17 protein-coding genes and 1 tRNA gene are annotated in these 20031 nt (G+C 56.0%); 7 read left to right on the top strand and 11 right to left on the bottom strand.

All coding sequences use genetic code 11. The annotated features are described in order from the left end of the window. The first annotated feature begins 175 nt into the window (after nt 1-175). Together BF99_RS21755 and BF99_RS0102630 are read left to right on the top strand one after the other, a co-directional pair. Nucleotides 176-1405, top strand: coding sequence for a restriction endonuclease subunit S (locus tag BF99_RS21755; RefSeq protein ID WP_025769646.1), 1230 nt, complete (start codon nt 176-178; stop codon nt 1403-1405). Further along, a complete protein-coding gene (locus BF99_RS0102630) occupies nt 1402-4623 on the top strand; it encodes a type I restriction endonuclease subunit R (RefSeq protein ID WP_025769645.1) in 3222 nt (1073 codons plus the stop codon). The genes BF99_RS21755 and BF99_RS0102630 overlap by 4 nt, the downstream gene beginning before the upstream one ends. A gap of 85 nt (nt 4624-4708) precedes the next feature. Here the strand turns inward: BF99_RS0102630 and BF99_RS0102625 are convergent, their stop codons facing one another. Further along, nucleotides 4709-5788 carry a thioredoxin family protein gene (locus BF99_RS0102625; protein WP_081759081.1) on the bottom strand — a complete coding sequence of 360 codons (1080 nt, stop codon included), beginning with the start codon at nt 5786-5788 and terminating at the stop codon, nt 4709-4711. A 68-nt stretch (nt 5789-5856) separates the two neighbouring features. Continuing rightward, nucleotides 5857-6189, bottom strand: a complete 333-nt coding sequence (locus BF99_RS0102620) for a c-type cytochrome (protein ID WP_231471284.1) — start codon at nt 6187-6189, stop codon at nt 5857-5859. A 251-nt stretch (nt 6190-6440) separates the two neighbouring features. Here BF99_RS0102620 and BF99_RS0102610 point away from each other — a divergent pair, with 251 nt between their 5' ends. Both BF99_RS0102610 and BF99_RS0102605 read left to right on the top strand, forming a co-directional pair. After that, the gene (locus tag BF99_RS0102610; protein WP_156013129.1) at nt 6441-8099 is read left to right on the top strand and encodes a fused MFS/spermidine synthase; all 1659 of its coding nucleotides are present in this window, start codon (nt 6441-6443) and stop codon (nt 8097-8099) included. A 125-nt stretch (nt 8100-8224) separates the two neighbouring features. Further along, entirely contained in the window at nt 8225-8608 is a 384-nt protein-coding gene (locus tag BF99_RS0102605) for a phasin family protein (protein WP_197019018.1), read from the top strand. A gap of 235 nt (nt 8609-8843) precedes the next feature. Here BF99_RS0102605 and BF99_RS0102595 read toward each other — a convergent pair. Next, nucleotides 8844-8920: transfer RNA gene (locus BF99_RS0102595), tRNA-Arg, on the bottom strand. A gap of 257 nt (nt 8921-9177) precedes the next feature. After that, nucleotides 9178-9774 (bottom strand): carboxymuconolactone decarboxylase family protein, encoded by a 597-nt coding sequence (locus BF99_RS0102585; RefSeq protein ID WP_025769640.1) that lies wholly within the window; start codon nt 9772-9774, stop codon nt 9178-9180. A gap of 141 nt (nt 9775-9915) precedes the next feature. Between BF99_RS0102585 and BF99_RS23900 the strand changes: the two genes are divergently transcribed. From BF99_RS23900 to BF99_RS0102555, 3 genes are all read left to right on the top strand, one after another. Then, nucleotides 9916-10053 carry a redoxin domain-containing protein gene (locus tag BF99_RS23900; protein WP_197019017.1) on the top strand — a complete coding sequence of 46 codons (138 nt, stop codon included), beginning with the start codon at nt 9916-9918 and terminating at the stop codon, nt 10051-10053. A 3-nt stretch (nt 10054-10056) separates the two neighbouring features. Beyond that, nucleotides 10057-10380 (top strand): redoxin domain-containing protein, encoded by a 324-nt coding sequence (locus BF99_RS21750; protein ID WP_051482744.1) that lies wholly within the window; start codon nt 10057-10059, stop codon nt 10378-10380. Nucleotides 10381-10455: 75 nt separating this feature from the next. Then, nucleotides 10456-11226: a phytanoyl-CoA dioxygenase family protein gene (locus BF99_RS0102555; protein WP_025769638.1), complete on the top strand. Its 771-nt coding sequence runs from the start codon at nt 10456-10458 to the stop codon at nt 11224-11226. Between the two features lie 46 nt (nt 11227-11272). Here BF99_RS0102555 and BF99_RS0102550 read toward each other — a convergent pair whose 3' ends face one another. The 7 genes from BF99_RS0102550 to accB all read right to left on the bottom strand — a co-directional run bounded on the left by BF99_RS0102550 (nt 11273) and on the right by accB (nt 20027). Next, complete coding sequence (locus BF99_RS0102550; protein WP_025769637.1) at nt 11273-12385, bottom strand: Gfo/Idh/MocA family protein; 1113 nt, start codon at nt 12383-12385, stop codon at nt 11273-11275. 202 nt (nt 12386-12587) lie between these two features. Then, nucleotides 12588-14387, bottom strand: coding sequence for an NAD(P)/FAD-dependent oxidoreductase (locus BF99_RS0102540; protein WP_025769635.1), 1800 nt, complete (start codon nt 14385-14387; stop codon nt 12588-12590). A gap of 203 nt (nt 14388-14590) precedes the next feature. Continuing rightward, a complete protein-coding gene (locus tag BF99_RS0102530) occupies nt 14591-15862 on the bottom strand; it encodes an MFS transporter (protein ID WP_081759078.1) in 1272 nt (423 codons plus the stop codon). A gap of 569 nt (nt 15863-16431) precedes the next feature. Next, nucleotides 16432-16776 (bottom strand): hypothetical protein, encoded by a 345-nt coding sequence (locus BF99_RS0102525; RefSeq protein ID WP_025769633.1) that lies wholly within the window; start codon nt 16774-16776, stop codon nt 16432-16434. 276 nt (nt 16777-17052) lie between these two features. After that, complete coding sequence (locus tag BF99_RS20035; RefSeq protein ID WP_025769632.1) at nt 17053-18078, bottom strand: 50S ribosomal protein L11 methyltransferase; 1026 nt, start codon at nt 18076-18078, stop codon at nt 17053-17055. Next, complete coding sequence (gene accC / locus BF99_RS0102505; RefSeq protein WP_025769631.1) at nt 18075-19448, bottom strand: acetyl-CoA carboxylase biotin carboxylase subunit; 1374 nt, start codon at nt 19446-19448, stop codon at nt 18075-18077. The genes BF99_RS20035 and accC overlap by 4 nt, the downstream gene beginning before the upstream one ends. An 81-nt stretch (nt 19449-19529) precedes the next feature. Then, nucleotides 19530-20027, bottom strand: a complete 498-nt coding sequence (gene accB, locus BF99_RS0102500; RefSeq protein ID WP_025769630.1) for an acetyl-CoA carboxylase biotin carboxyl carrier protein — start codon at nt 20025-20027, stop codon at nt 19530-19532. Nucleotides 20028-20031 lie beyond the last annotated feature (4 nt).

Genomic DNA, 20031 nt, shown 5'->3' with positions numbered 1-20031 from the left:
CTTTTCCGAAGAAGATTCAGTCTTGGAATTCGACTCGGGAATTAAAATGGCCCCTCCTGCTGAAATTCACGCCCCCGTATCGGAACGCTTGAAAGAGAGAAAGCGTCGAATATCGATCCCATCGTCGCCTTCCATGCGAAATCGACCCTTAGTGCAATCGAAACGAGTGGAGTTCATGAAAAACCCCGAGTCCCGGCCATTGCCCGATGGATGGCAGGAAGTGAAGCTGATCGATGCCTGCAAAGTCATCACCCCGCGCAACCGGATACAAAAGGCGAAGTATCTTTCCCAAGGGAGATTTCCCATCGTATCTCAAGAGGCGCCTTTTATATCCGGCTACTCCGACGAGAAAGGGAATGTTCTTGATTCCGATACCCCGGTTACCGTCTTCGGCGATCATACATGCTGTGTGAAGTATGTGGATTTTCCATTTTGCGTCGGGGGCGAAGGGGTGAAAATATTGAAGCCTCGCCATGTATTGCACGATAAATTCTTCTACTATCTCATCGAGAATAAAAGGATATCCATTCGGGGCTATCGCCGGCATTTTTCTCTGTTGAAAAATGCGATATTGTCATATCCCGATATCGCTCAGCAGAAGAGAATTGTCGAATTCGTGGAAATATGGAATAAATCCATCGAGACAATCGGCAATTTGATTGATGAGAAAAAAAGGAAATTCGAATATCTTCTATCCGATCTGATACGTTTCGATTCGAAACCCAAGATACCTCTAGGAGAGATGTGCCCAATCGCTCGCGGAAATAAAACGCCCCCTCCCAAAGAGAAAAGAAAATATCTTGAAATCAACGATATCAATATAAAAAGCAAGAGATACAATCTCGACCGGAAAAAGAAATCCCCCATCGAGGGATCCATCTATGTTCCCGCCGGTACGATGCTGGTTTCCACCGTGCGCCCGACCCGAGGGGCGATCACGATCACCCGAGAGGATCTTTATGTATCGAGCGCATTTTGTCGTGTGAGAATCGACAATAACTATCCCTTCTATTGCCTTCAACACAAGAAGTTCAAAGTCCACATGAGACAATCACAGACCGGAGGCGCCTATCCGTCCGTCAATCATAGCGATATCCTGAATTTCGAGATACCGGTGAAATCCCTACCCGAACAAGAATATATCGGAAGGGTCTTGGATGTCGCTTCCCGTGAAATTTATATATTGGACATGATCTCGATGCTATATCGCAAGGAAAAGCAGGGGATCATCCAAAAATTCCTGAGCGGCCAATGGCCCATCTCCCAACTTCCACCTGAATGGCCGAGGCCGAGCGAGGAATCGCCCGAGGATACCACCTGCGATCAAAAGCCTTGCGAGGGAGGATTCGATTCCGAAGGGATTGGAATCGATCATCACCCATCTCAAGCAACTGTCTTGAAATGAACACCGCGGCCTCGATCGTCAGCAGATTGCGATTCGATGCTCTGTTGACTCTCATAAAAAGCGGTTACCAATATCTACCGAAAGAAATCGTGTTCGGGCAACGCGATGAATACCTGCACAATGTCCTTTTGGAGGATATTTTGGTAGCCCAGCTGACGCGAATCAATCATATCGAGCACCTCGGTCTTATCGTGCCTTTCAAGGATGCAAATATCATCGATGCCGTTTCGAAACTTCGCTCCATTCGCGATGACGGACTGAATCAGACCAACGAAAGGGTCTACAACTGGCTTGTCAACGGTACCTCGGTCGAGCAGACGATCGGCAACCAAATACAGCACCACTCGTTGAAATATATCGATTGGCTAGAGCCGGAAAACAATATCTATCATATCGCCTCGGAATTCCCTATCGCCAGCACCCTGATTTCCCATATATCTCACCCCGATATTGTCCTATTCGTCAACGGCATTCCATTTTGTGTCATCAAATGCGTCCCCTCCGGCGATCATATCGATCAGGGAATTGCGCAGATTTTGCAGGACCAAGATAGAAAACATCTCCCTCATCTATTTCGTTATATCCAGCTATTGCTCGTTTTCAGCCCCGACAAGGCCAAATATGCAACCGTCGGAACCCCCTTCGCTCATTGGAAAGAATGGAGAGAAATGGATTATAGCAAGTCGAATATCATCAAAGCATTGGAAATGCCTTTATCGAAGGATCAAAGCGATCTTCTTTCGGGCGACTATCAAGAATGCGTTACGGCCTCCTCGGGAAAGGCCGGAATCGAGAACCATGACTCGGGAATCACGAGTCTGTACTGTCTTTGCAAACCGGATCGTCTTTTGGATCTGACGCGTCGATTTATCGTATTCGAAAACCATGTAAAGAAAATCGCCAGATATCATCAATATTTTCTGATTTGTCGCGCGCTGCATCGAATCAAAACCGAGCGCGACGGCGAAGGTCGCCGAAAGGGTGGAGTGGTCTGGCATACACAAGGCTCGGGAAAATCATTGACCATGGTGATGCTCACCCGGGCTCTGGCTCTGACCGACGGGATCAAAAATGCCCGGATCGTCGTGATTACCGATCGATCGGATTTGGACAATCAACTGGGCAACACTCTGGAAAGTTGCGGTATCGATCGGACGCCCGCCACCTCGAAGCGAGACTTGATTCGTCATATCAAAAGTCGACGATCGGTGATCACCACTCTCATCCATAAATTCGCCGTTGGCGATATGCCCAAGGGGATGATCGACACCTCCGATGATATATTCGTTCTTGTCGATGAGAGCCATCGAACTCAATATGGAAATATCGCAGCCCAAATGCGTAAAATTCTCCCGCAGGCATGTTATATCGGTTTTTCCGGCACCCCGCTCCAGAAGAAAGAAAAAAATACCTTTCTCACTTTCGGGGGGCTCATCGAACCCTCCTACACCATCAAACAGGCTATCGAGGATGGAGCCATCGTACCATTGATACATGAAGTACGTAATATGGAAATAACTCAGAATAAAAAACTCATCGACGAAAAATTCGATCTTTATACGAAAGACATCCCCGAAGAAAAAAGAGTCGAGATCAAACGAAAGTATTCCAATATCGAAACAATCAATCAATCGGATCGGATCATCGAACAACGTTGCCTTGATATCAGCAGGCATTTCCTCGACAATTGGAAAGGAACGGGCTATAAAGCCCAACTGGTCGTTCCGGAAAAACGTTCCGCCATCAAGTATCATTATTACCTGAATAAAATCGGCGATGTCACATCGGATATCGTGATGTCGCCCCCGGGGGCATACAATCGCTACGGTGACCTCGATGAAGACCCGGATGATTTCGTTATCGATTATTGGCGAAAAACGATAACCGAATCCCCCGATGAGCATAATCGTAGCGTTGTGGAAAAATTCAAATTCGCCTCGGATCCGGAAATTATTATCGTCGTCGATATGCTTTTGACCGGCTTCAACGCCCCGCGCAACACCGTCCTTTATTTATGTAGAAGGATCAAAGACCACACTCTGCTCCAAGCCATATCCCGTGTCAATCGACTTTGCGACGAGGAGGGAACGAATCCGAGACCCAAGGAATTCGGCTACATCATCGATTATGACAACGTTCTGGGCGATCTCGATAAAACGGTTATGCATTACGAGGCTCTGAACGGTTTTTCCCAAGCGGATGTCGAAGACACCCTCATTCCGGTAGAAGAAAAAATCAAGACACTTCCTCGAGTATATGAGAGACTCTTGGAGTTATTCAAAAACATTCCCGATTCGAGCGATATGGAGGAATACGAACGACTGCTCAAAGATGACGACATCAAACGGATTTTTCATGATGTTTTGAAGGAATTCAGAAAGATATTGAAAATCGCTCTGTCCACCAAGAAATTCATCCTTGATACCGATCCGAAAACGATCGAAAAATATCGAGAAGATCTGAGATTTTTCGAGAATCTGAAAGATTCCATCAGCTATCGATATGCCGAAAGAATCGATGCTACCCGCTACGATTTCCTTATGCGCCAACTTCTGAATGAGGGTATCGATGCCTCCTCCATCGAGGATCCCGATGGATACTTAGACAGAATCGAATCGGGCGATCATCGCTCGCTCGAAGTGAAAGAAGAGCACTTCGATGCCTATCGTCCCTGCGAAAAAAGAAGCGCCGCTTCCTACGCCGATGAAAAGGCACACCTACTCAAGATCATCGCCCAGGAATATTGGATGGAAGATCCCGCTTTATATCAAAGCCTATCGGAAAGGATCGATGACGCCATCGATCAATTCCATCGGCGACGGGGGTTCGACGGTGAGGAATATCTAAATCGAATCGATACCGTTTTGGCCCTGATCGCGGAGGATCGAAGAGCCGATTTTCATCCCGGGATTCATTCGAATCCTCAAGCCCGCGTTTTTTACAAGACCGTGAGATCCTTGTTGAAAACGGAATCCGCCGAGCCGAAAGCACTGAATGATGCGGCGGCCAGGATATCTTTGGCAAGCTGCGAGATTCTCGACAAATACCATAAGGTGAATTTCTGGGAGGACAGTATCGCTCAAAATTCGGCCATTGCCGATATTTATCGATTTCTATGGAGTGAGTTCGATCATAACGAGGGAATCGATATTACCGGACAGGTCGAAGAGATCGCTTCTGCGATCATGCACATCGCTCGTTATAGAAACAATCCATAAAACCGCCTCCTTGCCGACCATGGACGGCAAGCCCGATCGTCGGCTAGCCGTCATCGCCTTCTCGCTTCGGTCGATGGCAAGCGCCCTATCTCCAGATATCCACATCGATACCACGGGCTCGGATGGAATCGGCGCGAGAGGAAATATAGCGTTGGAAACGCGGCTCGTCGACCCATGAATCCGAAAGAACATAATCGAGCATCGATTGTACGTGGAACGATTTGAAGAAAGCCTCGGAGCGAATGATCTCCTCTCCCTTGGCATCGAAAAGCACCATCGTCGGGGTATAGATGATATTCAACCTTGTGGCCCACTTCGACGATGGCAGACGCTCGCCTTCGGGGGTGATGATCGGGGTATCGGACCATGCGTCGATCTGCACGACATCGAAACCGGCCAGCAGATTTAGGGTTTCATCGAGAGCCAGCGGGCCTCGATGAAACTCCTCGCACCGCTTGCAGGAGGGGCGTTCGAAGAAAATCGCAAGCGGCCTTGCATCCTCGTCTCGAGTCAGATCGTGAGGAGGGGGCAAGAAAAAAGGAGCGGCGATCATCGCATCGCTCGCTCCATCGGCCTTCACCGTCTTGGAGCGGGAGAACTCCGAAAAGGTGGTTTTTTCGTATTCTTTCTCCTTGATGAAATCAAGGGCGATATTGAACTCATCCACCGGTAGGTAACCGTTCAATCGCAATGCGACCTCCCCGGCCTCGCCGAGAAAGATCAGCGTGGGGGTGAACTGCACATCGAGCTCGGCGGAGAATGTCTTTTCCGTCCATGTCTTGCCGTTGAGGGAGAGCACTTCCCGATCCCCCCAGATGTTGATCTCGATGACATCGAAATCGGCCCGAATGCTTCTTTGTACTTCATCGAGCATAAACACCCTCTCGATCAGCGCATTGCAGTAGGGGCAGCCGTCTTGATGAAAATAGAGGATCACACGGCGCCCTTGCCCCTTGGCCTCGGCGACATCCTCTTCGAGATCGAGAAAACTCTCTTTGAACCACTCGGGTATCGCCGTATTCTTGGCCCCGAGCAGCGCACCATGCTTCGAAGGCGCCTCGTCGGCGAATACGCTACCTGCTACCGCCATTCCTGCAACCGATATCGAGAGTGATATCGCTCGCAGGAAAAAAACGAGGGTCTTTGCAAAACCGCAAGTCTTCATATTCTTGCCCTATCCGGCACTCTGCCTTTCATACGACACGCATGAAGCGATCGGGCAGCAAGATGATTTCATTTCGGCTTCCGACTGGCATAGAAAGCCGAGAGATCATCGATATCCTCATCGCTCAGCGGGGCGGCCATCGGCGACATGACCGGATCTTTGCGCTCACCGGAGCGAAAGGCTCGCATCTGCTTGGAAAGGTAAGGAGCGTGTTGCCCCGCCAGATTGGGCCATAGCGGATTGACGCTATTGCCGTCGATACCGTGGCAAGCGGCGCATACAACGGACTTCGCCTTGCCCGCTTCGGGATCGCCGGCATGGACAAGCCCGCTGCTCGATACCATGATTCCCATCCCCAACACCAGCCGAAAAAACACCCTCTCGATCGAAATCCGAACCATCGAAAGCGACCTCCTCCAAGTCCCGTTTCACTAACGATAAGATCGATGCCCGGCCATCGATCAAGGCTTGGGCAATCATACGATCTCGCTCGGCTTTCGACAAACGGACCGACGAAAGCACCCTACCTTGATGCGAAAATCGGCATATCAAGCAAGCGGCCTCGTGCCACAATCCGAATCCCAATCCGAACCCGAATCGAAAAAACGACCAAGCGATCCTCGAACATGCACCCATGCAGGCAACCGAACCGATGAGCCTCGAAGCAAAAAACGCATCGGATTCATCCCTCGATCGGGATCGATCGGAGATCTCTTCGCATCCCTCGTCGAGCGAGGTCGAGCCCGCCTCGAACGATCCCGCAACGCAGGCCGGCGGCGCCGGCGGCGCTCGCTTGCTCTATGGCCTCGTGGTCTTCGGCTCGTCTGCGATCCTTTTGATGCTCGAGATCACCGCCGGTCGTCTCATCGCTCCTTATGTCGGGGTATCGATTTATTCCTGGACCTCGATCATCGGAGTGATTTTAGCCGGGCTCTCGTTGGGAAGCTGGCTCGGCGGGGTGTGGGCGGATCGGTCGGATGAGCCTTCCGATTCCGAGCGTGCCGTCGGTCTCGCCTTGGGCGCAGCCGGAGTGGCGAGCATCGGTATTCTGCTGATGCTGACATGGATCGCCCCTATCGTTCTTTCCGCCGATCTCTCGCTGATGGCCGGGGCGTTCTGGCTGGCCTTGGGGCTGTTTTTCGTACCTTCGATCCTCCTCGGAACCATCACCCCCTTGCTGATCGCTCTGGCCTTGAGGGTCGACACCCGAGCGGGACGCACCGTCGGCATGATGCACGCCCTTTCCGCCTTGGGCAGCATCACCGGCACTTTCACTGCCGGATTTTGGTTGATCCAACATATCGGAACCCGCGCCATCTTGCTGCTATGCGCCGGCAGCCTCTTCGCCATGGCGCTTCCCTTTTTATTGCGCCGGGGCCGGTCGTCCACCCTCGTCGCCTTGCTGCTTGGCATCGCCTTCGGAACCGGATGGATGACCCATGACCGCCAAGGCTTTCTCAATCCCTGCAACGTGGAGAGTCAGTACTACTGCATTCGCATCGAATCCGCCGACAGCGAAGTGCCCTTCGGCGAAGCTCGGGCGATGGTGCTCGACCATCTGGTGCATGGCATCAGTCATGCCACCGAGCCGGGAATGCTGATATCGCCTTACTTGCATTTGAGCGACGAGCTGATCCTCGGCTACCTCGGTTCGAAGGCATCCGACGCCCGCTATCTTTTTCTCGGGGGCGGCGCCTATACCCACCCCCGGGCGGTCGCGGCCTTGACCCCGGATGCGAAGATCACCGTCGTCGAGATCGACCCTCAGGTCACCCGGGTCGCCGCCGAGTCCCTTTATCTGGATCGATCATCGATGCGCATCATTCACTCGGACGCCCGGATCGCGCTGCAGTCGATGGATGACGAGCGCTTCGATGTGATCATCGGAGACATCGCCCACGATGTTACGATGCCGTGGCATTTGATGACCGACGAATATGCAAGATTGGTGAAATCCCGGCTCACCCAAGACGGCCTTTATCTCCTCAACCTCATCGATGCCTATCCCGATCCGCTCCTCGTCAAGAGCCTTGTGAATACCCTTCGCCCTCACTTCGAACATGTCCATGTATGGATCGAACGCCTGCCCGAGAACATATCGCGCGAGACCTTCATCCTCTCGGCGACGGATCGCTTCGAACCCCCTTTGACCTTGCGAGCCCAGCGCGGCTTCGAGCGCGATTGGCATCGGATCACCAAAGTGCTGGAATCGACCGGAACCCCGATGGATCGGCTGCCCGCTCTCTCGGATGACCATGCGCCGATCGAGCGCCTGATCGGACGCTTGATCACTTCCAAGATCGGGAACTGACGACCTGACGAGCGGACGATCTTTTTCTTGACACGATTGTCGATCGATATTATGATTCGCTTATGTTGCAGTGCAACATAACCCGCGATTCAATCCATTCACCGATCGACCCAGGAGATTTCGAGATGAGCGAGAAGAAGAAAGAGGCGGCTGTCATGGGCGGCGTCCAATATCCCTTCAAGAACGATCAAGCGGTCGGCTTTTACAACGCGATGCTCGAGCAGACCATCCGCACCAACCGTGTGATCGCCCGCGGAGTCGAGCGCATCGCCCGCGAGCAGATGGAGTGGACCGAGACGGCGATGGAATCCACCCGCTCCTTCGCCGGCGTCAAGCAGCCGAGCGAGGCCTTGGCCCTGCAGACCGATATCGCGATGTCCATGAGCGAGAGCTTCGTCGCCTCCGCCGGCCGTATCGCGGAAATCCAGCGTGAGACCGGCTCGGAGATGAAAGATATCTTGGTGGACAGCATCAAGGCCTTCAACGACAGCCTGCCCAAAACGACCTGAAATAATCGCCGATATTCCGATAAGCCTGCGGCAATGAAAACGACCGGGAGCGCACCGAAGCCTCTCGGTCGTTTTCATTTGTCGGCCCCTCGCCCGATCGAATATCGCGATCAAAGGCGATATCTTGGAAACCGGTGGAGAATTCGCAGCGCCGACAGATCCTGAGCGAGCGCTCGCTCTTCGACCCCCGATCGCCGGAGCCTCGATCGCCGGGTACCGCTTTCGATCATGGAAATGGCGCGCCCGACAGGATTCGAACCTGTGACCTTTGGCTTCGGAGGCCAACACTCTATCCAGCTGAGCTACGGGCGCAAAAGAAAAACCACCGACAAGACCCCGTAAAAAAAATCGGTCTTCATGTCTTTTGAAAGAAATGCGACTCTTTCAACGAAGACCTCGAAGGGGCTTGAATGAATGACAGGTCATTATTGTATATCGGGACGCACGAATTCCGCTTCGAAGCGATCCGCCATCTGCAACGAACAAGAGCCGAAAGACGCTCGGATCCCCTTTGGCGCTTTTTCCATTCCCCGATCGATATCAGCTCGTCCATCGGGCACGAGCCCGATTCACCGATGCTTGCCGACCTCCCAGCTCGTACCGCGGGCAAGGTATTTTTCACCGGCGGCGATCGGCAGATCCTCGAGCGCCGTTCCCATCGAATCGTTCCAGCGATTGAGAAATCCGAAGAGCGCGATCACCGCCGTGATCTCGACGATATCCTCGTCGCTCCAATGCGCCCGCAACTCATCGATGATCGGCTCGTCGACCCCGCAGGGCACCGAAGCGGCGGCCCGGGCGAAAGCCAGAGCGGCCTTCTCGGCCTCGCTGAAACAAGGGCTGTTCTCGAAATCCCAGACCGATTCCAAACGATCCGGGCTCGATCCGAAACGCTCGGCGCCCAATATCGTATGCGCTTGGCAGTAGCCACAACCCGATACGAAACTGGTCGCATAGCCCAAAAGTCGCTTGAATTCCGGCGTGACCTGCCCGTGGCATTCCATGACCGCGGCATTGAGCATAGTGAACGCCGCCGCCACCTTCGGTCGATAGGCCATCGTCCGGACGCTGTTCGGGATCACCCCCAACGGGCCTTTGAAAAACTGCAGGCTCTCCATCAAGGTTCGGTCGATCTCGCGATCTTCCAAGGGGGAAACGATAGGCACTCGATCGCTCCTTTTAGTGAAAAAATGTTATGAAAAAAGCCGATCCAAGGTGGTATTGTTTCATACCGCCGATGCCTTTCGAGAACGCTCGATCCGCAGCTGCCATCGGCCATCATCATGAACTTCCAAGGAACGACGACAATGACGAGGATGATCGAAGGAGCGATGGCTCCGACTTTTTCCCTGCCGAACCAAGACGGGCAAATCATATCGCTCGGCGATCAATCGGGGCATCTCGTGATCGTATGGTTCTTCTCGAGAGCCTTCGGCAGCAACTGAACGGTGGAAGCGCAAGGATTCCGTGATCGATTCCGCGACTTCCAATCCACCAAGACGGTACCGCTGGGCATCACGTTCTCGCCGATCGAGGATTTGGCGAGGTGGAAAGCCGAGCTCGATCTCCCCTTCGATCTGCTCAGCGATTCGGATCGCAAAGTCGCCCTTGCGTGGGGGGCGGCGAAAAGCGAGAACGATGCCAAGGCTTTGCGCCTGTCGGTGTTGATCGGTGCCGACGGGCGTATCCTCAAGAACTATCCCTCGCCCGATGTCCATCGCCATATCGACGATCTGCTGGCGGATATCGATACCATGCTTGCGAACGATTGAAATCGAGTCGGCGGCGGATCGAAAAACTCGCCGAAGTTCCGAAAACGAGGGGGCCGATGCCCGAGGATGCTTTCGATGAATGAACGAACCCTTAACGATCCGACGAGCCTCGATCACTTCGCGCGCGACGGCTATCTGGTCGCGCAAGGGCTGGCGGGAAAGGATATCACCGAGCCGATGACCCAAGCCATCTGCCATGCATTGTCCCCCTTGCAGGCCCCGGCGGAATTCGAGGCCGAGGTGGGCTATCCGGGATCGCCGGAAAGCCGAGGCGCCACCGGCGGCGGCACCCCGAGGCGTCTCCTGCATGCCTTTTCGAGAGGGTCGGTCTTTCGTCGATGGGCAAGATCGCCGGAAGTGGCAACGATCTTGCGCTGCATCATGGGCTCACCCAAGATCGAGATGTCTCAATGCCACCATAACTGCATCATGACCAAACACCCCGGTTTCAGCAGCGAAACCGCTTGGCATCAAGATATCCGCTACTGGTCTTTCGATACCCCCGAGCTGGTATCGGTGTGGCTGGCCTTGGGACCCGAGCGCGAGGATAACGGCGCGCTTAGGGTGATCCCCGGCAGCCATCGTCTGCATCCGGATCGAGGACGGCTGGACAAGAACCTTTTTCTGCGCCCGGAGCTCGACGAGAATCGAGAGATGATCGAGCGCTCGCAGCTGGTGGAACTTCGCACCGGGGATGTCCTGTTCTTTCACTGTCGGCTCTTTCACGCCGCCGGTAGAAACCGCAGCGACAAGACCAAGATCTCGGCCGTTTTCACCTACCACACCGACGACAATCGCCCGATCCCGGGCACCCGCTCGGATCGCTACCCCGGGATCCCCTTATAAAGGACGGGATGAATCATCGTGGATAAAGGCCATTGGGGATACGGGACTACGAAGACTTAGGGGAGGATTCGAAGGCCGAGCCATCGTACGTGCCATCGTAAGCAAGCGGCACCTCGGCAAGGGCGATCGATCGCGCCTGCTGCGTTGCAAGCACGCAGGCCAAGGTGGCGGCCAAGGCATCTCGACCTTGTTCCCCCGAGCAGAGATCGACCTCCTCTCCTTCGAGGGATCGAACGAATCGGGCCATCTGCTCCGCCAGCGTATCGAATTCGACCCGATCGACCATGGCCGACGGATCGCGATCCCTGACCAAGGAATTGCGCCAATCCGGGGATTCGCCCGATGCCGCTTCCCATAGAACCCCGGAGGGAAATCCGATCGACCCTCGATCCCCGATGATGACCATGCAATCCTCGCCGCTATAGCCAAGGTTCGGGTTCTCGCCGGTTGCAGTCTCGAAAGACCAAGGCGATGCCCCGGCATCCGAGAGCAGATAGCTGCCCAACACCCCGCTTTCGAAGGCCATGATCAATGCCGCCGTATCCTCCATCGATCCGCCTCTGGCAAAGCGGGCGCTGCGAGCATCGATCGTTCGGATCAATCCCAACAGGTACATCGACATCTCCAGATCGTGAGAGAGATTGATCATCAGCGGCCCGCCGCCGGATTGCATCCGCCAAGTAACATCGAAATAATCATCGTGCTTGCGCAACGACCACAGCCCTTGCACGGCGATCGGGTGGCCGATGCGTGGAAGCCGTTTTTTGAAGCGCTCGATCAAGCGATGGCAGCGGCGATGGTGACCGGTGAAAAGAGGAAGGCCCTTCTTTTCGGCGGCATCGATCAGGCGATGGGCATCCCCCAAGGTCCCGGTGATCGGCTTTTCCACCAACAGCGCCCACCCTTTGGAAATCGCCTGCGACGCGCAAGCGAAGTGATCGGAGGTCGGGACGGCGATCACCGCCGCCTCGGCCCGAGCGGGAACCTCGGCCATATCCGCCACCACCGGCAACCCCGAAGCCGCAATCTCCTTGCGCTTGGCGCTATCGACCTCCACCACCGCACACAGATCGATACCGGCGCTCGAGTGGGCAATCCGGGCATGGCGCAGGCCCACAAGCCCGCCGCCGACTACGCAAAGAGGAAGAGGCTTGCTCAAAGGACCGGACCTGCCGCGTCGGTCGATCCTCGCCCGATCAAGGCAATATCTTTTCGAAAGACCCTCCGTGGTAAAGGGAGGATCGATGCCTGATCGAGGGGCGAAGAATCGGTGATGAGAAGGTTGCGTGATCGATCCCTTCGGATCCGGCGCAAGACGAAGCCGGATCCGAGGGAACGCAATATCGGCGAATCAAGACGAATCAATGGGTGTGATGCACCTCGGCCAACCCGTAAACCGGAGTGTCGATCCCCTCCATTCGCGCCTTGATCTGCAAGGAAAGAAACTGCGAATAATGCCGGGATTGGTGCAAGTTGCCGCCGTGGAACCACAATGCCTCTTGCTGCGTCGGCTTCCACATATTTCTCAACTCCCCCTCCCACGGACCCGGATCCTTGGTGGTTCCCGATCCCAACCCCCAACATTTACCGACCTTGTCGGCGACCTCTTGGGAAATGATCTGCGCCGCCCAGCCGTTCATCGAACCATAGCCCGTGGCATAGACGATCAGATCCGCCGGGAGCTCGCTGCCGTCGCTGAACCTGACGCCGTTCTCGGTGATCTCCTCGATCTCGACCTTGCTCTTGAGCTTGATGCTGCCATCGGCGATCAGCTCGCTGGCCCCGACATCGATGTAGTAGCCGGAGCCGCGGCGCAGGTATTTCATGAACAAACCGGAATTGTCATCCCCGAAATCGAGCATGAAGCCCGCCTTTTCGAGTCTTCGGTAGAAATCGGCGTCGCGCTTGGCCATCTCCTCGTAAACCGGAACATGAAAGGTATGCATGATCCGATAGGGAAGCGAGGCGAAGATCAGATCGGCGGTGTGGTGATCGATTCCTCGTTCCACCGCATCCTCGGAGTAAAGCCCCTTCAATGCCAACTCCATCAAACTCTCGGAACGGGCGATATGGGTGGACGATCGCTGCACCATGGTGACATCGGCCCCGTTCTCCCATAGATCGGCGCAGATATCGTGCGATGAATTATTGGAGCCGATCACGATACAGCGCTTGCCTTGATATCCTTGACCGCCGGGATGTCGGCTGGAGTGATGCTGCTCGCCGGCGAAACGATCGGCACCGGGGAATTGCGGCATATTCGGCACGCCGGACATCCCCGTCGCCAGCACCAGTTGCTTCGGCGAAAGAGTGATCTCGCGTCCTTCTCGCTTGACCTTGACCTTCCATTGCCCGCCGGCGGCATCGTATTCGGCGCCCAAGCATTCGGTGGAACTCCAATAATCGAGCTCCATGATCTTCGTATAGGACTCGAGCCAATCGCCGATCTTGTCCTTGGGAGAAAATACCGGCCAGTGATCGGGGAATGGAAGGTAGGGCAGATGGTCGTACCAGACCGGATCGTGCAGACAAAGGGATTGATAGCGTTTGCGCCATGAATCCCCGGGGCGCTCGTTCTTTTCGACGATGATCGTCGGCACCCCCAAACGCTTGAGGCGGGCACCCAAAGCGATCCCCCCTTGCCCCCCGCCGATGATCACGCAATAGGGCTGGACGGAAAACCCCAGCGTTTGGGCCCGTTGCGTTTTTCGATCGAGCCAACTCTTTCGATCCCGGATGGCCCCGTGCTCGACCCCGTTCTCGCGCGTTTGACCCTTCCTTTCCTCATGACCTTTGAGGCAGACCATGGTCGTCAACAAGGTCCAGCACCGACCGTCTTTGAGACGGATGAATCCTTTGCCCGAGGCCTTTGCGGTCTCGAAGGTGATCCAACCCTCGCTGACGCCATCGGCATGGCTCTCATCGCCTTGCATGGCCCATGCGGAGGGCTTGACATGCCCCAACTGGACATCGAGCATCTTGCGGATCGCTTCCCTTCCCTCCATCGTTTTGATATTCCACGTAAAGGAAACGAGATCGCGCCAGTAGCACTCGGGCGCAAAGAGATCCGCCGCCGCCTGGGTATCGCCTCGCTCCAAGGCATCGCCGAAGGCGGCCAACCATTGGGGGATGCTCGAAGAGGACTTGACTGAATCGTTCATCTTATCTTTCCTCCGATCGTGTGATGTTCTTGTTGGGGGTACGACCATTGTCCGCAGATAACGATCTATCCGATGCGTCTTTTTCAAAAAACGCAAAAAACGACCGGGCGAAGGCCGATCCGAGGGCGGGCTTTCAAAACCACCCCCGGCGCTTGCGCCGACCGACAAGTTCGAACCTTGGCCGAGTGCCTATCGTAGACCCTCTATCGTACCCCCGTCGCCTGCGCATCCGGGGCCAAGGACAATCGGGGCAAGGGCTTTTCATCGATCGGCCAATGGACGGCGGCGGCGAAGAGCCCCAAGAATATCCCCGCCCACCACATCTGGTCGTAAGAACCCTGCTGCTGATAGATAAAACCGCCCATCCAGACCCCGACGAAACTGCCTAGCTGATGGCTCAAAAAGACGATGCCGAAAAGGGATGCCATGTATTTGATCCCGAAAACCTGAACCACGATCCCCGACGTCAGCGGTACCGTGGAGAGCCATAAAAACCCCATCGCGATCGAAAAGACATAGATGGTGGTTTCGGTGGCCGGAGCCATCAACAAGAACAGAATCACCAACGATCGGGCGAAGTAGATCGCGCTGAGCGCACTTTTCTTGCTGAACTTCTGCCCGATCGCCCCCGAAAGAAAAGATCCGGCGATATTGCAAAGACCCACCAGCGCAAGGGCATAAGCCCCGACCATCGGCGAAAGACCGATATCACCGATGTATGCGGGAAAGTGCACGACGATGAACGCGATATGGAATCCGCAGACGAAAAAGCCGACGGTCAGCAATAGGTAGCCACGGTGGGAAAAAGCCTCGCCGAGCGCCTCTTTGAGGGTTTGATCGGAATGCGCTTCCCCCGATGACTGACCCCCGCTGCGGGGCAAGACGATGGCCAGCGGGATCATCACCAGCGATATCACGGCCACGATGACCAGCGCATGATCCCAGCCATAGCCCGCGATCAACCCTTGGCTGATCGGAGAAAAGACCACCTGCCCGAAGGATCCCGCCGCGGTACCCAACCCCAAGGCAAGGGAGCGCTTGGAAGGACCCACGGCGCGAGCGATCGCGGCCAGCGCCAGCGAGAAGGCGGTGAAGGCGACCCCGATCCCGACCAGCAACCCGCCGGTCAAATACATGAGAAGCCCGCTTTCCGCCATGGACATCCCGATCATTCCGAGCGCGTAGACGACGGTGCCGATCGCGATCACCCACGTCGGCCCGAAGCGATCCGCGATCGCCCCCGCCACCGGAACCCCCAACCCCCAAAGCAGATTCTGGATGGCCATCGCCAAGGCGAAGGTCTCGCGCGACCATTGCCTGTCCCCGGTCATCGGTTCGAGATAAAGGCCGAAACTGGCACGAATCCCGAAACCCACCAAAGAGATCAGGCAAGCGGCGACGATGATCGCAAGCGCCCGCCTCGACATCCCGGACGACGAGGCCGGCGGCGACAAAGAATCTGCGGATTGACTCATCGAGATTTTCCACCCTTGAAATGGATGATGTTTTCGGGATCGAGACTCTTTAAATCCCAAGGACTGTTTGGGGGGGGATAGGGAACGCCGGTTCGCTCGCCTTGGCACCCGGTGCAAGACTCGGCACACCGGTAGTTTGAACTCGATACAGGCCGATCGCAACGGCAAGTCGAGGATGTCCGCGATCGCCGAAGTGTCGGCTGTCGTGCCGGCGCAATCGTTCCGGCACCATAAGCGTATCGCCGGGAAAGGACCCGACTTGTCTACCCGTGGTGTCATCGGTCAGAACTTCCGATGCGAAGAGAATTTCGAGCGAGCGGTGAACAAGATAGTCGCGAAGTGCCGCGCGCAGTGCAAGATGCGTTCGATGGACAGCCCTCGGTTATGCGGTCGACCGGATCGAGGGTGGCAAGCGGTACGATGGCACTTGCGAAGGTTGCTATTATCTAGCCTAGGTATTGCACGGGCGGCTCATTTTAGGCGAATAAATCGGGTACGTCCTCGCACTTAGGTAAGAAGAGTTAGGACAAGTACGAAGGGGCTCGCACGGAGCCCCTTGTTTATAACTTTTAGCACATAGAGCTTTCGCCCAGCGCGCATCCGATTGGAAGAAATATCAGGATGAGAAACGCCTGCTGCGCTGCCTCAAGATTCTCCTCGGTACGAATCACGGTCGCATCGTTATCCGCCAAATGGAAACAGGAGTACGGATCGGTGTCGCAGAGCGAGTCGCTGTCGAGTTTGATGTCATATTCCGGCTCCGGCTTCAACATCGCACCGCCTTCGTTATTTTGATGGGATGTTCCTTGATCCGGATCATCGTAAGCAAGCATCATCGGCTCGTCGCTCGTGCCGTCAGCATGAACCGATCCGACGAATCCGAAAAGCATCACAATCATCGCAAGTTTTTTCATCACTCGATTCTCCTTGGTGGGTGTCCCTACTCCGTGTGGATGTCTCTCTACGAATAGCATGCTTCAGATGGGCTGTCAAGAGGTTCGTTACACCGCCCCGCTCGCCGAAATCCCGGTCGAACCCGATGTGATCGGTGTCGATGGCTCGCTCGCCGTTGGATGATGGTGGGGCTGCGTCGCACCTCGATCGGCGAAGGCGATCAGCGATCCGAACCCCAACGACACGGCCGCTCGAAGGCAATGATATGACCGCCTTTACCCAACGAAAACGGTGCATCAACCCCGCCGGCGGCGACCCTCGATCAAGGACCAGCCGTCGCTTGTCGCCGCAAGTCTCGAATCGAAATCCCTCTCGTAGGCGGCGATGACCATATCGCTTTGATCGGCGAGGATACCCGAGAGGGCGATCTCGCCCTCGGGCGCCGTCAACCGCCCGATGCCCGGTGCGAGATCCACGAGCGTCCTCGCCAGAATATTGGCGAGGATCAAGGAAAAGGAAGCGCACGGAAGAGCCTCGATCGCTTTCGGATCCGATATCGTTCGGATGCGATCCGAAACCCGGTTGAGGCGGGCATTGCGCCTCGTCGCCTCCAAGGCTTGCGGCTCGATATCGAAGGCGAACACCCGCTTGGCTCCAAGCATAGCGGCGACGATGGCGAGGATGCCCGACCCGCAGCCATAGTCCAGCACGTCTTGATCGCAAGGCGGATTCGCCACCAGCCTTTCCAGACAAAGACGGGTGGTCGGATGCCTTCCCGATCCGAAGGCGAGCCCCGGGGATAGAAAAACCACCTTGCGCCCGGTGCGCGCAGACGATGGCGGAGCCAGTCGCTCCGGTCCTATCCATAGATCCCCGATCTCGATCGGATGAATCGCCTCCAAGGCCGATGCCTGCCAATCGCGATCGCAAAGCACGCGCCGCCGCAAGCCGGTGGCTCCTGGCAATCGCACCTTCAACGCTTGCAGGTCGATCGGATCTCGATAAAGCGCACGCACCCTCACTTGCGGCCAAAGCGGCATCTCCCCCGACAAAGGCTCCAAGGGATCGGAAGCATCGGGCAATTCCGGGCGATCGGATCTGGCATCCTCGATCGTCAACGAAGCCGGGGCCTCGCCGCCGGCTTCGGACAATGCATCCTCGAGCGAAGCACAAAGCGCATTCGCATCGGCGCTCTCGCACTCGAAGATCAGCTCGTACCAAGGCTCGTCTTCATGCTCGCCCTCTCGCCCACCCTCGCCCGCAGGCGGAGCATCCGGCTCATGCGATACCGGCTTGGACGCAGAACACCGACGCTCGCTCAACTTCGCCCCGCTTGGCGCAACCCTTGGGTCATTCGCTCCAAGTTTCGTTCCAAATAATGGATATTGGTGCCGCCTTCCAAAAAGCCCGGATCGCAGCAGAGCCTTTTATGCAGCGCGATATTGGTATCGATCCCCTCGATCACGATCTCGTCGAGGGCGGTCAGCAATCTGGCGATGGCCGACTGCCGGGTATCGCCGAAGGCGATCAACTTGCCGATCATCGAATCGTAGTAGGGGGGAACCACATAGCCGGTATAGATATGACTGTCGATACGGATGCCAGGACCGCCGGGTGCATGAAAAAGCGAGATGCGCCCGGGCGACGGGCGAAAGTTCTGCGGATGCTCGGCGTTGACGCGGCATTCCACGGCATGCCCTCGAATGCGAACCTCGTCTTGAACGAAGGGCAGCGCTTCGCCGGCGGCGATCAGCAGCTGGGTCTTGACGATATCGATACCGGTGATGATCTCCGTGATCGGATGCTCCACCTGCACCCTCGTATTCATCTCGATGAAATGGAACTCGCCGTTCTCGTAGAGGAATTCGAAGGTCCCGGCTCCTCGGTAGCCGATCTCTCGGCAGGCCTCGACACACCTTGCGCCCATCGTCCTTCGCGCATCGGCATCGAGCCCGGGAGCGGGCGCCTCCTCGATCACCTTTTGGTGTCGCCTTTGCATCGAGCAATCGCGTTCGCCGAGATGCACCGCATTGCCATGCATATCGGCCAAGACCTGAAATTCGATATGACGGGGGTTCTCGAGGTATTTCTCCAAGTAGACGGTATCCTCGCCGAAGGCCGCCTTCGCCTCGCTGCGGGTCAAGTCGATCGACTCCAAGAGGGAATCTTGGCTACGCACCACCCGCATTCCGCGTCCGCCGCCGCCGGCCGTGGCCTTGATCAGCAGCGGATAGCCGATCTTGCGGGCGGCCTCGATCGCCTTGTCCGGATCCCTGTCGAGCGGCCCGTCGGAACCCGGAACGCAAGGAACCCCCGCTTCGCGCATGGCCGAGATCGCCGAGATCTTGTCCCCCATCAAACGAATGGTATCGGGGCGCGGACCGATGAAAACGAAACCGCTCCTCTCGACTTGCTCAGCGAAATCGGCGTTTTCCGAAAGAAAGCCGTAGCCGGGATGGATGGCGTCGGCATCGCTGACTTCCGCTGCGCTCAATACCGCCGGAATATTGAGGTAGCTCTCGCCCGAAGAGGCGGGGCCGATGCAAACCGATTCATCGGCCAAGCGGACATGCTTTTGCTCCCGATCCGCTTGGGAATGCACCGCCACCGTGCGGATACCGAGTTCGCGGCAGGCGCGCAGTATCCGAAGCGCTATCTCCCCCCGGTTGGCAATGACGATTTTTTTGAGCATCGATGCGGGCTTTCAAAGGCTAGATGAGCGGGAATGAGCGAGGGGGCAAAAAAAGCGATGGATCTTCGATCCCACCCTTCGTCAATCGGTGGCGATCACGAAAAGCGGTTGGCCGTATTCGACGGGATGGCCATTCTCGGCGACCACCGCCGCCACCTTCCCCTTCACCTCCGATTCGATCTGATTGAGTATTTTCATCGCCTCGATGATGCATAGCGTATCGCCTTGCGCAACCTGGGCGCCGACGGAAACGAAGGGAGGATCATTAGGGGAGGATGACTGATAGAAGGTCCCCACCATCGGCGAGGTGACGACATGACCTGCAGGGAGCCCATCATCCGCTTCCGGCACCGATGAGAGCGCCCCGGAATCGGCGGCGACGGGAACGGACGGCGGCTTTTGCGTCTCCGGCAATGCGATCGATGCTTGCGGATGCAAGGCGACGGGTGCTGCCGGCGGATTCGGATTCTCCCGGCGGCGGGTGATTCGTATCTGCCCGTCGCCCTCTCGAATCTCGATCTCGTCGATCCCGGACTCCTCGACCAACTCGATCAGGTTCTTGATCTTGCGAATATCCACGATG

Source organism: Thioalkalivibrio sp. HK1 (genome assembly GCA_000583135.1).
Classification (GTDB): domain Bacteria; phylum Pseudomonadota; class Gammaproteobacteria; order HK1; family HK1; genus HK1.
Note: the sequence above shows the minus strand (reverse complement) of the source record. Positions and strands in the feature narration are given on the sequence as shown.

Bases quoted from the DNA above. Each gene is read 5' to 3' on its own strand.
- BF99_RS21755 (WP_025769646.1), top strand. From the start codon at position 176: ATGAAAAACCCCGAGTCCCGGCCATTGCCCGATGGATGGCAGGAAGTG.
- BF99_RS0102630 (WP_025769645.1), top strand. From the start codon at position 1,402: ATGAACACCGCGGCCTCGATCGTCAGCAGATTGCGATTCGATGCTCTG.
- BF99_RS0102625 (WP_081759081.1), bottom strand. From the start codon at position 5,788: ATGAAGACTTGCGGTTTTGCAAAGACCCTCGTTTTTTTCCTGCGAGCG.
- BF99_RS0102620 (WP_231471284.1), bottom strand. From the start codon at position 6,189: ATGGTTCGGATTTCGATCGAGAGGGTGTTTTTTCGGCTGGTGTTGGGG.
- BF99_RS0102610 (WP_156013129.1), top strand. From the start codon at position 6,441: ATGAGCCTCGAAGCAAAAAACGCATCGGATTCATCCCTCGATCGGGAT.
- BF99_RS0102605 (WP_197019018.1), top strand. From the start codon at position 8,225: ATGAGCGAGAAGAAGAAAGAGGCGGCTGTCATGGGCGGCGTCCAATAT.
- BF99_RS23900 (WP_197019017.1), top strand. From the start codon at position 9,916: ATGACGAGGATGATCGAAGGAGCGATGGCTCCGACTTTTTCCCTGCCG.
- BF99_RS0102555 (WP_025769638.1), top strand. From the start codon at position 10,456: ATGAATGAACGAACCCTTAACGATCCGACGAGCCTCGATCACTTCGCG.
- BF99_RS0102540 (WP_025769635.1), bottom strand. From the start codon at position 14,387: ATGAACGATTCAGTCAAGTCCTCTTCGAGCATCCCCCAATGGTTGGCC.
- BF99_RS0102530 (WP_081759078.1), bottom strand. From the start codon at position 15,862: ATGAGTCAATCCGCAGATTCTTTGTCGCCGCCGGCCTCGTCGTCCGGG.
- BF99_RS0102525 (WP_025769633.1), bottom strand. From the start codon at position 16,776: ATGAAAAAACTTGCGATGATTGTGATGCTTTTCGGATTCGTCGGATCG.
- accC (WP_025769631.1), bottom strand. From the start codon at position 19,448: ATGCTCAAAAAAATCGTCATTGCCAACCGGGGGGAGATAGCGCTTCGG.